The organism is Jeongeupia sp. HS-3 (assembly GCF_015140455.1).
Classification (GTDB): domain Bacteria; phylum Pseudomonadota; class Gammaproteobacteria; order Burkholderiales; family Chitinibacteraceae; genus Jeongeupia.
Genome location: NZ_AP024094.1, coordinates 1,297,897 through 1,309,711, shown reverse-complemented (window position 1 = coordinate 1,309,711; position 11,815 = coordinate 1,297,897). Strand labels below are relative to the sequence as shown.

Below are 11,815 nucleotides of genomic sequence, written 5' to 3'. Positions count from 1 at the left end.
GCGGCAACATGGTCGAATACAACTTGTTGGCGCTATTTCTTGCCGGTCTGCTCGGTGGCGGTCACTGCCTCGGCATGTGCAGCGGGGTCGTGACGGCATTCAGCCTGCAATTGCCGCCTGGGAATCGCTGGCCCTATCACCTTGGCTTCAACGCTGGACGGATCGCCGGTTATGCCTTGATCGGCGCCTTGCTGGGCGGCATCGGCTCATTCAGCGTGTTGTTGCAATTGCAGGCGATGAAAACGGTGCTGTTCATCCTGGCGCAGCTGCTGCTGATTGCGCTGGGGGTTTATCTGGCCGGCTGGGCCAACTGGCTGACCCGGCTGGAGCGCCTTGGCGTGCCCGTGTGGCGGCATATCCAGCCCTTGCTGCGCCGGGCTCTACCGATTCGGCATTGGTCACAAACGCTGTGGGTTGGGCTGTTGTGGGGCTGGTTGCCTTGCGGTCTGGTGTACACCGCGAGCATCTCTGCCCTGGCAAGCGCATCGCCGCTGAAGGGCATGCTGGCGATGCTGGCTTTCGGTTTGGGAACCTTGCCCAATCTGCTCTTGATCGGTTCGATGACCCAATCGTTGCTGCGAGTGTTTCGACATCGATGGATGCGTAACCTGATCGGCAGTGCTTTCATTGCCTGGGGCATCTGGCAGCTTGCGTCGTTGCTGCCTTGAATGTTGCGTTGGCGGATCGTGCCAAGAAAATTCAACAAGCAACTGATTTGTATGGAATTTATTGTTGTTTTTCTTGTCTCTTCAGCAGCAGGAAAGGGTGCTCTTCGCTGCGAAGTGAAGGACGGCGTCTATAACGGAACCAAGCCCGCCCCGCCAAGCTGTACTCATCCCAGGGCTATTCCGAAACTCACCCGCGGAGGTGTGTCATGGACGTGTTCGACAACTTCTCATCCCGTTACGAGCGCACCCGCGAGGAAGAGCTCAGCCTGCGGGACTACCTAGAGCTATGTAAACAGGATAAATCAGCCTACGCGACCGCTTCAGAGCGGATGTTGATGGCGATTGGCGAGCCCGAAATGGTCGATACCCGACTAGACTCACGGCTATCCCGTATTTTTCAAAACAAGGTAATACGGCTATATCCGGCATTCCGTGAATTCTATGGCATGGAAGAGATCATCGAACAGGTGGTTGCCTATTTTCGCCATGCTGCGCAAGGCCTGGAGGAAAAGAAACAAATTCTGTACTTGCTTGGCCCGGTGGGGGGCGGTAAAAGCTCGATTGCCGAAAAGCTCAAGGAACTGATGGAGAAGGTGCCGTTTTACACCGTCAAGGGCAGCCCGGTGCATGAATCGCCGCTAGGCCTTTTCAATAGTGATGAGGACGGCCATATTCTGGAAGAAGAGTATGGTATCCCGCGCCGCTATATCAAGGCCATCCCCAGTCCATGGGCGGTAAAACGTTTGCAAGAATTCAATGGGGATATCAATCAATTTCGTGTTGTAAAGCGCTATCCTTCGGTGCTAAAGCAAATCGCCATCGCCAAAACCGAGCCGGGTGATGAAAATAATCAGGATATTTCCTCGCTCGTTGGCAAGGTGGATATCCGCAAGCTGGAAAAATACGCACAGGATGACCCGGATGCATACAGCTATTCGGGTGGGCTGTGCCTGGCGAATCAGGGCTTGTTGGAATTCGTTGAAATGTTCAAGGCGCCGATCAAGGTGCTACACCCTTTGCTGACTGCGACGCAGGAGGGTAATTTCAAAGGCACGGAAGGCTTTGGGGCGATTCCGTTTGAAGGCATCATTCTTGCGCACTCGAATGAGTCTGAGTGGAAGCAGTTCAAAAACAACCGCAATAATGAGGCTTTTCTTGACCGGATCTATATCGTCAAGGTGCCGTATTGCCTACGGGTGACCGAAGAAACGCAAATTTACGAGAAGCTGCTACGCAATTCGTCGCTGGCACACGCACCCTGCGCTCCCGGGACGCTGAAAATGATGTCGCAGTTTTCGGTATTGTCGCGATTGAAAGAGCCGGAGAACTCCAATTCATTTTCGAAAATGCTGGTTTACGATGGCGAGAATCTCAAGGATATAGACCCCAAGGCCAAATCAATACAGGAATATCGGGATTTTGCCGGTGTTGATGAAGGGATGAATGGGCTTTCCACCCGGTTTGCCTTCAAGATTCTCTCCAAGGTATTCAACTTTGATCATCAGGAAGTCGCTGCGAACCCTGTGCACTTGTTGTATGTGCTGGAGCAGCAAATCGAGCGCGAACAGTTTGCGCCGGAAACCGAGCAAAAGTACATTTCCTATATCAAGGAGTTTTTGGCACCGAAATATGTTGAATTTATCGGCAAAGAAATCCAGACGGCCTATCTGGAAAGTTATTCCGAGTATGGCCAGAATATTTTTGATCGCTATGTAACTTTTGCCGATTACTGGATTCAGGATCAGGAGTATCGAGATCCGGATACGGGTGAATCGTTTGATCGAAATTCGCTTAATAACGAGCTGGAGAAGATCGAGAAGCCAGCCGGTATTTCTAATCCGAAGGATTTCCGTAATGAAATCGTGAACTTTGTTCTGCGGGCACGTGCCAGTAACGCGGGAAAAAATCCTGCTTGGACGAGTTATGAAAAGCTACGCACCGTGATCGAGAAAAAGATGTTCTCGAATACCGAGGAGCTGTTGCCGGTGATTTCGTTCAACGCCAAGGCCAGTGCGGAAGAGCATCGCAAGCACGAGGACTTCGTCAACCGGATGGTGACCAAGGGCTACACCCCCAAACAGGTACGTTTACTGTGCGAGTGGTATCTGCGAGTCAGAAAGTCATCGTGAACCAGTGAGGGTAGGACGTGGGGTGTTGGGCACCAATATCCGGGAAAGCCGGAAAGTGCTTGTCGCATAAGGCAAGCCAGAAACCCGCCAGACACCTTCGCCTCACCCTCGCGCCTCACTGGGGATTGCCATGTTTCAACTGATCGATCGACGCTTGAATGGCAAGAATAAATCCGCGGTAAACCGGGACAGGTTCTTGCGGCGTTTCAAGTCACAGATCAAGGGGGCCGTTGCCAAGGCCGTCAAAGACCGTTCGATTACCGATATCGAGCACGGCGAGAAAGTCTCGATCCCGGTGCGTGATACCGGTGAACCGACGCTAGGCCATGCTCACGGCGGCGTATGGGAGCGTGTATTTCCGGGCAATCAGGAGTACATCAAAGGAGATGAGCTCGATCGTCCTGAAGGAGGTGGCGCTGGTAATGGGCGAGGTGGGGCGGGGCAGGGCGGTGATGGCGAAGACGATTTCGTGTTCGAGTTGACCAAAGAAGAGTTTCTTAATTTTTTCTTTGATGATCTTGAATTACCCAACCTAATCAAAACCCAGCTTCAGCAGACGATCATCATGAAGCCGGTTCGTGCCGGCTTCACCAGTGATGGCACGCCGACGAATATTCACGTGCTGCGCAGCCTGCGGTCGGCATTGGGGCGGCGGATTGCGCTGTCGGCGACGCCACTTGATGAGCTCAACGCGGCACAGGAGCAGCTGGATGAAATGCTTGAAAGCCAGGATGAGCATTCGCTGGAAGTGCACACGCTGCAGGCAGAGATACGGTTGCTGAAAAACAGGCTGATGAAGATTCCCTTTATCGATCCGTTTGATTTGCGTTATACCAATCGTGTGCGTGTTCCGAGCCCAACCACTCAAGCCGTCATGTTTTGTGTGATGGATGTATCTGGTTCAATGGACGAGTACAAAAAGGATGTGGCCAAACGATTTTTCATTCTCTTGTACTTGTTCCTTCTCCGAGTTTATGAACGAATCGAAGTCGTGTTTATTCGCCACCATACGCAAGCTTTCGAAGTCAATGAAGATGAGTTTTTTCATGCCCGTGATACGGGAGGCACCGTGGTGTCATCGGCATTGAAAATGGTGAAAAAAATCATCGAGCAGCGCTACACATCAGCTGACTGGAATGTCTATGTGGCGCAAGCTTCGGACGGCGATAATTGGGATTCTGATTCGCCACAGTGCCGGGCGATTTTGAGTGATGAATTGTTGCCCCTGGTTCAGTATTATGCTTATGTGGAAATCACCGAGGGCGAACCACAGAATTTGTGGTTCGAGTATGAAATGGTTGCCCAACATCACAAGCAATTCGCAATGAGACGGATCAAGACGGCTGCGGAAATCTGGCCGGTTTTCCATGATCTTTTCAAGAAAACATCTACGCATGCGGGAGGCTGAATGAGCACCGCAACCAAAACACGTCGCAAAACCAGAAGGGTGCCGATTTCTACCGGGTCGGAGTGGACTTTCGATCTGATTAATCAGTATTACGACGAAATTGCGCGTATTGCCGCCGAATTTGGTCTGGATACCTATCCGAATCAGCTTGAGATTATTTCGGCTGAACAAATGATGGATGCCTATGCTTCTGTCGGCATGCCGGTGATGTACAACCATTGGAGCTTTGGAAAACATTTCCTGTCAACGCAAAAGCATTATCAGCGTGGTGCAATGGGTTTGGCTTATGAGATTGTTATTAATTCAAATCCCTGCATTGCATACTTGATGGAAGAGAATACGATGACGATGCAGGCACTCGTCATCGCCCACGCCAGTTTTGGGCATAATTCATTCTTCAAAGGCAATTATCTGTTCCGAACCTGGACCGATGCAGCCGCAATTATCGATTATCTGGTGTTTGCCAAAAAATTCATTTCTCAGTGCGAGGAAAAATATGGAGAGGAGCAGGTTGAAGAACTGCTCGACTCTTGCCATGCGTTGATGAATTATGGTGTCGATCGCTACAAGCGACCGCAGAAGCTATCGCTTGAGAAGGAGTTGGCGAGGCAATCGGAGCGGGAAAACTATCAACAAAGCCAGGTTAATGATCTGTGGCGAACCATGCCGCAGCGAGCGGGCGTTGAACGGGTTGACGCGCCGCGCCGCTTTCCTGAAGAGCCGCAAGAAAACATTCTGTATTTCATCGAGAAGTTCGCGCCACTGCTTGAGCCCTGGCAGCGCGAGATCGTCCGCATTATTCGTAAAATCGCCCAGTATTTTTATCCACAGCGCCAAACCCAAGTCATGAATGAAGGCTGGGCGACGTTCTGGCATTACACGCTGATGAATCGGCTTTACGACGATGGCTTGATTACCGAAGCGGCGATGCTGGAATTTTTGCATAGCCATACCAACGTCGTATTGCAGCCGGGTGTTGATAGCCCACATTTCAATGGCATCAATCCGTACGCCCTTGGTTTTGCGATGTATCGGGATATCCAACGGATCTGCACCGAACCGACCGAGGAAGACGTGCGCTGGTTTCCTGACCTTGCAGGCAGCGATTGGCGCAGCTCACTCGATTTTGCCATGCGCAACTTCAAGGATGAGAGTTTCATTGCCCAGTACCTCTCGCCCAAGCTGATTCGCGATTTCCGGCTTTTCTCTATCATGGATGACGATTATCAGCCGAAGCTCAGGGTGTCGGCCATTCATGACGATGAAGGTTATCGCTATATTCGGCAGGCGCTGGCCGATCAGTACAATCTGTCGAGCCGGGAGCCCGACATTCAGATTTACGATGTAAATACCCGCGGTGACCGTGCGCTAACGTTGCGGCACTACCAGTTTCAACGACGCCCGCTTGCCAATAGCGTGCATGAGGTGCTGAAACACATTGCGCGTTTATGGGGGTTCTCGGTGAAGCTCGATAGCGTAGATGATGCCGGAAAAACGGTATTGAGCTATGAGTGCAAGGTGGAAAAGCGGCACGGGCAGTGAGCGTGCTGCGGACGCTGGCTGGCTGCCACGCGGATGGCTCGTCGCTGATTGGCGACGGCTCTATAGATGTCCGGGCGGTGATCGCCGTAATGCTGTCGCTTGATGGCGACACAAACACTGCCGACGGTGGTGTTGGCGGTGTTTTTGTGTGTGTAATTAGATGTAACTTGCTGAAGTAACTGCGTATTTTTATGGTGGAACGAGATTTGCTTAGAAGCTTGGCTTATTGTCTCTGCCCATTTGTCTGCCATCCATGAAAAAAGCCATCCTCTCTCCGCTGTTTGCCCTGTTTTTTCTTCTTTTTGCCGGTCATGCAAGCGCGATGTATACCGCATGGCCGTTCAATGGAAAAGTCATCAACCAGAGTGCTGCAGTGGTGAATGCTTGGGATGGTGAACATGATTTTTATCGCATTGCTGCGGGGATAACGACGTCGAACCTGATGGATGTTGACCATATCCAGGTTGCGGGTAGTGCCGGGTGGTGCAAGCTGGGGGCAAATACCGTGACGATTGCCCCGGATGGTCTGGTTAGCGGGTGTGAATGCTGGGTGAAGGCCGCCAGTGTCGCGTGTGATCCGCAGGATCAGCGCTCGATTACGGCACAAATGGTGTCGCTGATTCTGGGGCCGCAGCGGGTGAGAACCGTGCTGGCTTACCTCTCGCCATCGCATACGCAGATGCTCAAGGCGAATGCCTAGATCCATGCTGGAATCGGGCTCGGCGAATGACTGGCAACGGTGAGTCGCCAGAAAACGACAAAACGGCGCATCTGAGGATGCGCCGTTTGTTCTGGCAGGAAGCGGGCTAGCGCTGAATGCCTATACCGACGTCGATGTTGCCGGAAACGGTGGTTTCCGGTCCGTTACCGTTGACGTTGGCACAAGCGCTCAGCGCCAGCAAAACCAGCACCGCAGCGTAATGCCGCCAGCGGTTTTTAATGTAGCTGCTGTGGTGCGCCGCCATCTTGCTCGACCTCCTCGGGGACTTCGGGATGCAGCAGTTCACCGTCGGCATTCGGATAGAGCGGTGTGCCGCAATCGTCGCAGTAGTCGAGCGGGAAGTTGTGCTCGTGTACTCGGACATCGCCAATACCCAGTTCCACGAGCAGCTTTTCGATTTCGCCGACGCAGTCGGTGGTTTCGTCTTCGCCGTCGAGCAGGGGCCAGATGATGCCGTGCAGGATCTGGTCTTCGCCCAGCTTACTGAATCCGATGCGATATTCTTCCAGCTGCCGGCCGCTGAACGGGCCGATGCTGGCCTGAAAGTATTTTGGCTCCAGGTTGAGGGTGAGCACCAGGTAGGCAAGGGTGGCGCGCAGCGAATAGGCCCGCGAGGCATGATCGGCGTTGCGCCAGGCCATGTGGTACGCCCCGGGTAGCAGCAATTCGAATGCGGCGCCGGCCAGCACCGGTTTCAGTGCGGCACCGCCTTGTTGCTGCCATTGCTTCAGTGCTTCCGCACGGTTGCCGTCGTCCTCTTGCCAGCGGAAGATCGCCGCCCCGGCGGGTACCACGACGGCACCGATCAGGTAACGGGTATCGGAAAGGAATTGCTTGGTTTCGGGTAGCTGGGTGGTATCCAGTCGCAGCACTTCACGGTTGAATGCAGCCTCACCGAGTGCGAGTGCCAGTTCGGCTGTGGGCACATAGCCGCGTGGTAGCTGATCCGGGCTGAACAGGTAATCGGTCAGGGCGATTTTGGCGCTGCGCGAGAATACATGCGCGCCGAGCTGAACGCGCAGATCCTGAAGCTGCGCATCGGCCAGATGGCCGGCGCCAATCTGCCAGCGTGACCATGCAAGTGCCGGTGCGGCGAACAACAATACATCCCAGGCGACGCCATCGCGTTCGATTTGCTGCGCTTCGCAAGCGGCTTCGATCGCATCGGCGAGGACGTTATAGGTTTCGCCTTGTTCATCGTCACTGGCGGCGTCGAGCGCCTGATTGAGTGCATCTTCTTCACTGTCGGCAATCAGTCGCTGCAAGTGCTCGGTCAGTTGGTTTTCCCAGAAGACGTCTTCAAGGCGGCTGGTCGCGTGCGCCAGGCCATCGGCCAGGCGCAGCAAATCGGCTGCGTCGGCCGGGGAACGGCCGCGCCGCGAAGGGCGATAACGCTTCAACATGCCTTTAGGCTCCATCTCGATTCCAATCCACCATTTTAGCGGATTCGGTGCATCGGCTGCGCACCTTGCATCATGCATTGCGCCGCATCAGCGTGGCACCTTCGCCATAACCTTCGGCTGGGCCGAGCGGCGCAAAGCCATAGCGTGCCCAGAACGGTGCCGAGCCTTGCACCGCGACGAGTAGCGTTCGTGAAAAATGCTGGGCACGCCCCCAGTCGAGCGCGGCGCCGACGAGTGTCTGAGCTACGCCTAGGCCACGTGCCGTCGGCAGAATCGCCAGATCGTGCAGGTAATGGCAATCCGCGCTTGCCGGCAAGGCCGTCAGCTCATGGCCGAGCATCGGCGGCGTATCCCCGTGCCACGGGTGGGTGAAGAAATAGCCGACCGGCTCGCTTCCCTGCCAGGCGAGCCAGTGCGAATCGGCGCATAGCGCCAGCTTGCGGGCAAAAACCTCGCGCGTTTCGTTGTAATGCTGCGGGTAGCAAGCAGACTGAATCGCTAGAACATGATCCAGCATGGCGGGGGTGAGCAGGCTGAGATGAATCGGGGTGGGCATGGCGGTGTGATCAAATCTGCAATGCTTTGAGGGTAACGATTGAGGGGGCTTGCGGCAACGCGCCAAACTACCGGTTTTGCCGTGGATCGGTGAGCGCCTGTCTGCGCCTGCGTGCCGCGCTGCCGTTGTTGTTCGGTTTGGCTTGAGGTACGTGCGGTTGATGGCCAATGCCGATCGGCTTGCCGCGCATCAAGGCGAGCATCCGGCAAACTATTCATGCTCTGGTAATGAACTTGCCCGTCCTTCCGCCGCACTTCGGTGCGCATCGTTATTTCCGTTACCACGATCTGCTGACACAGCGCTACGGCGGGCGGGTGCAAAAGGTCTCGCTGAATGCCGGCTTCACCTGTCCCAATCGCGATGGCACATTGGGGCGGCGTGGCTGCACCTTTTGCAATAACGCCGGCTTCACCCCCGCTTATCTGCAAAGGCCACTGGGGCTGACCGAGCAACTGGATGAAGGCATCGGCCGCTTGCGGCGGCGCTATCCGCAGACCCGGCACTTCTTTGCCTATTTTCAGGCCTATACCAATACCTATGGCGAGCTGGAGCAGCTCAAATCGCAGTATGAGCTGGCGCTCTCGCATCCGGATATCGATGGTCTGGTGATCGGTACCCGGCCGGATTGCTTGCCCGAGTCCTTGCTTGCGTATCTGAGCGCGTTGGCGAAGGATTTTCCACTTGAGGTCGAGATTGGCATCGAATCGTGCGACGACGCGGTGTTGGCGCGGGTCAATCGCGGCCACGACTTTGCCACCAGTGCCGATGCCATTCGGCGCGTTGCGGCGCATGGCTTGCCGGTCACCGGGCATTTGTTGTTTGGTTTGCCGGGCGAGAGTCGTGCTGACCAACTGCAGGCGGCGGCATTGCTGTCGGCGTTGCCGCTGGCGTCGCTCAAGCTGCACCAGTTGCAGCTGATCCGTGGGACGGCGCTGGCGAGCCAGTGGCGGCGCAATTCGGCCGCGGTGCCCTTGTTCAGTCCAGCCGACTATATCGAGCTGGTAATCGACTTTCTGGAGCGGCTATCGCCCGATATTGCCATCCAGCGTATTGGCAGCGAAGTGCCGGCGCGGTTGCGTTTGGCGCCTGCCGAGGCAATGCCGCTGTCGGTATTGCAGCAAAACGTGGCGGCCAGAATGCTTGAGCGCGAGACTTGGCAGGGGCGTTTGTATCGGGTTGCCTGAGCGCTGATGTACCGTATCGCTGGCAAGTCACTGCCGACAGACGAAAAAAAGCCCGGCGCAATGCCGGGCTTTTTCATGCTGCGTGCGGATTATTAGTCCGGACGACGCGGGCGATCAAACGACTTGCCAGCCGGACGATCACTGCGCGGCTTGCCAGCCGGCTTGTTGCCGCCGAAGCCGCCACGGTCGCCGTACGAACGCTCGCTGCGCTCTTGCGGTGCACCGAATTCGCCACGCGGCGCGCGGTCGTTACGGTCGCCATAGCTGCGACGTTCTTGCGGCGCGCCAAACTCGCCACGCGGTGCTGCCGGACGGTCGCTATAGCTACGTTCCTGGCGCGGTGCGCCACCGAAGTCGCCACGCGGCGCTGCTGGGCGGTCGCTACGGTCGCCATAGCTGCGACGCTCTTGCGGCGCGCCACCGAAATCACGGCGCGGAGCGCGGTCGTTGCGATCACCGTAGCTGCGCTCGCCTTGCGGCTTGCTGAAGCTGCGTTGTTCGCCGCCAAAGCTGCGTTCCTGACGCGGTGCGGCTGCCGGCGCATCGCCAAATGCGCGACGTTCTTCACGCGGAGCACGGTCGGCGTAGCTGCGTTCGCCGCCACCGTTGCCGGCGTTGCGATCACGGTTGCCAGCGTAGCCACCACCGCCTTCACGACGGAAGTTGCCACCACCATTGCCACCGCCGTAGCCGCCACGGCCACCTTGCGGACGGCCACGGCTGTCACCGCGCGGTGCGCTGCGATTGGCCGGGTTGAAGTTGGCTTCCAGGCCTTCCATGGCCAGGGTTTCAACTTCGATTTCATAGCGGCGACGAATCTTGGTCAGCAGATGGAAGTCGTTTTTGCCGACCAGCGACACAGCGCGGCCTTCGCGACCGGCACGGCCGGTACGACCGATACGGTGAACGTAGTCTTCGGCAAACTTCGGCAGGTCGAAGTTCAGCACCAGACCGATGCCGGCGACGTCGATGCCGCGAGCGGCCACGTCGGTGGCAACGATCACGTCGATTTCACCGCGGCGCAGCTTGTCCAGCACCTTGCGGCGCATACGCTGCGGCAGATCGCCGTGCAGTGCGTCAGCACGGATGCTTTCCATGCGCAGCCAGTCGGCAACGCTGTCGGCGTCAACCTTGGTGGCGGTAAACACGATACTTTGGGTCGTGCCGGCGCCATTGATCATGGCTGCGGTCAGCTTGAGCTTGTGGTCGTAACCGTCGGCGTAATGGATCGCTTGGGCGATGTTCGCGGTCGGCGAGCCGGTAGGTGCCAGTTCGACCAGAACCGGATCTTTCATCATTGGTGCGGCAAAGCGTTGGACGGTGTCCGACAGCGTGGCCGAGAACAATGCGGTCTGGCGTTCGGCCGGCAGATCGGCAACGATGGCTTCGATGTCGTCGATAAAGCCCATGTCGAGCATGCGGTCGGCTTCGTCCAGCACCAGCAGTTCAAGGCGGCGGAAATCAATACGGCCGCTGCGCATCAGGTCCATCAGGCGGCCCGGGGTAGCGACAACCACTTCAACCGGCTGCGACAGCTGCTTGTGCTGGATCGGGTACGGTGTGCCGCCCACGATGCAGACAACCTTGCAACGCGGAATGCGGCGGGTGAACTGGGTGGCCACCTTGGCAACCTGTTCGGCCAGTTCGCGGGTCGGGGTCAGGACCAGAACGCGCGGGCCACGGCTGTGATGCTTCGGCGCCATGCCCAGCATGTGGATGGCCGGCAGCAGGAAAGCTGCGGTCTTGCCGGTACCGGTCTGGGCCGAGGCCAGCAGGTCGTTACCAGCGAGAATTTGCGGAATGGCTTGAGCCTGAATCGCGGTCGGTTCGAGCAGGCCGCCTTGGGCCAGATCGCGAACGATGTCGATGGACAGGCCGAGTGCTTCGAAAGAGTTCGACGGTGCGGCGGCAGCTTCGGTTGCGGCGGCAACAGGTGCTTCGATGGTTGCCTCAGCGGCCTCAACGATGACTGCTTCGATAGCAACAGGCGCGTCAAGGGCAGCGTCTACAACGCTATCGAGAATAGAGGTATTTTGATCTTGGGTGTTCATTGCGACTTCCTTGCAGGGTGAAGCCGTTCTTGGGCGGACAAGACGACGAAACCCAGGCCCGCAAAGTAGCGGGCAGGCGATTCGAGTCCATTGGCCTGGTCACGGCGAAAAACATAGCCGCTAACCAGAATGAACCGCGAACGCAAAAGGAAC

10 protein-coding genes are annotated in these 11,815 nt (G+C 56.6%); 6 read left to right on the top strand and 4 right to left on the bottom strand.

Features of this window, described 5'->3' with window-relative positions:
* The first annotated feature begins 8 nt into the window (after nt 1-8).
* The 5 genes from JLC71_RS06080 (at nt 9) to JLC71_RS06060 (ending at nt 6,447) form a co-directional block, all read left to right on the top strand.
* On the top strand, nt 9-668 hold the full coding sequence (locus tag JLC71_RS06080; protein WP_200917860.1) for a sulfite exporter TauE/SafE family protein: 660 nt from the start codon (nt 9-11) through the stop codon (nt 666-668).
* Between the two features lie 206 nt (nt 669-874).
* Nucleotides 875-2,797 (top strand): PrkA family serine protein kinase, encoded by a 1,923-nt coding sequence (locus JLC71_RS06075; RefSeq protein ID WP_200917859.1) that lies wholly within the window; start codon nt 875-877, stop codon nt 2,795-2,797.
* 130 nt (nt 2,798-2,927) lie between these two features.
* Nucleotides 2,928-4,205 (top strand): YeaH/YhbH family protein, encoded by a 1,278-nt coding sequence (locus tag JLC71_RS06070; RefSeq protein ID WP_200917858.1) that lies wholly within the window; start codon nt 2,928-2,930, stop codon nt 4,203-4,205.
* Nucleotides 4,206-5,747: a SpoVR family protein gene (locus JLC71_RS06065; RefSeq protein WP_200917857.1), complete on the top strand. Its 1,542-nt coding sequence runs from the start codon at nt 4,206-4,208 to the stop codon at nt 5,745-5,747.
* Nucleotides 5,748-6,000: 253 nt separating this feature from the next.
* Nucleotides 6,001-6,447, top strand: a complete 447-nt coding sequence (locus JLC71_RS06060) for a hypothetical protein (RefSeq protein WP_200917856.1) — start codon at nt 6,001-6,003, stop codon at nt 6,445-6,447.
* A 106-nt stretch (nt 6,448-6,553) separates the two neighbouring features.
* On the opposite strand, the gene JLC71_RS06055 is transcribed toward JLC71_RS06060, so the two are convergent.
* The 3 genes from JLC71_RS06055 to JLC71_RS06045 all read right to left on the bottom strand — a co-directional run bounded on the left by JLC71_RS06055 (nt 6,554) and on the right by JLC71_RS06045 (nt 8,427).
* Nucleotides 6,554-6,712 (bottom strand): hypothetical protein, encoded by a 159-nt coding sequence (locus JLC71_RS06055; protein ID WP_200917855.1) that lies wholly within the window; start codon nt 6,710-6,712, stop codon nt 6,554-6,556.
* Nucleotides 6,684-7,871: a DUF2863 family protein gene (locus tag JLC71_RS06050; protein ID WP_200917854.1), complete on the bottom strand. Its 1,188-nt coding sequence runs from the start codon at nt 7,869-7,871 to the stop codon at nt 6,684-6,686. Before JLC71_RS06050 ends, JLC71_RS06055 begins: the two co-directional genes overlap by 29 nt.
* A 70-nt stretch (nt 7,872-7,941) precedes the next feature.
* Complete coding sequence (locus JLC71_RS06045; protein ID WP_200917853.1) at nt 7,942-8,427, bottom strand: GNAT family N-acetyltransferase; 486 nt, start codon at nt 8,425-8,427, stop codon at nt 7,942-7,944.
* Between the two features lie 227 nt (nt 8,428-8,654).
* Between JLC71_RS06045 and mnmL the strand changes: the two genes are divergently transcribed.
* A complete protein-coding gene (gene mnmL, locus JLC71_RS06040) occupies nt 8,655-9,611 on the top strand; it encodes a tRNA modification radical SAM protein MnmL/YtqA (protein WP_200917852.1) in 957 nt (318 codons plus the stop codon).
* A 92-nt stretch (nt 9,612-9,703) separates the two neighbouring features.
* Here mnmL and JLC71_RS06035 read toward each other — a convergent pair whose 3' ends face one another.
* Entirely contained in the window at nt 9,704-11,662 is a 1,959-nt protein-coding gene (locus JLC71_RS06035; RefSeq protein WP_200917851.1) for a DEAD/DEAH box helicase, read from the bottom strand.
* Nucleotides 11,663-11,815: the final 153 nt, after the last annotated feature.

Bases quoted from the DNA above. Each gene is read 5' to 3' on its own strand.
- JLC71_RS06080 (WP_200917860.1), top strand. From the start codon at position 9: ATGGTCGAATACAACTTGTTGGCGCTATTTCTTGCCGGTCTGCTCGGT.
- JLC71_RS06075 (WP_200917859.1), top strand. From the start codon at position 875: ATGGACGTGTTCGACAACTTCTCATCCCGTTACGAGCGCACCCGCGAG.
- JLC71_RS06070 (WP_200917858.1), top strand. From the start codon at position 2,928: ATGTTTCAACTGATCGATCGACGCTTGAATGGCAAGAATAAATCCGCG.
- JLC71_RS06065 (WP_200917857.1), top strand. From the start codon at position 4,206: ATGAGCACCGCAACCAAAACACGTCGCAAAACCAGAAGGGTGCCGATT.
- JLC71_RS06060 (WP_200917856.1), top strand. From the start codon at position 6,001: ATGAAAAAAGCCATCCTCTCTCCGCTGTTTGCCCTGTTTTTTCTTCTT.
- JLC71_RS06055 (WP_200917855.1), bottom strand. From the start codon at position 6,712: ATGGCGGCGCACCACAGCAGCTACATTAAAAACCGCTGGCGGCATTAC.
- JLC71_RS06050 (WP_200917854.1), bottom strand. From the start codon at position 7,871: ATGTTGAAGCGTTATCGCCCTTCGCGGCGCGGCCGTTCCCCGGCCGAC.
- JLC71_RS06045 (WP_200917853.1), bottom strand. From the start codon at position 8,427: ATGCCCACCCCGATTCATCTCAGCCTGCTCACCCCCGCCATGCTGGAT.
- mnmL (WP_200917852.1), top strand. From the start codon at position 8,655: ATGAACTTGCCCGTCCTTCCGCCGCACTTCGGTGCGCATCGTTATTTC.
- JLC71_RS06035 (WP_200917851.1), bottom strand. From the start codon at position 11,662: ATGAACACCCAAGATCAAAATACCTCTATTCTCGATAGCGTTGTAGAC.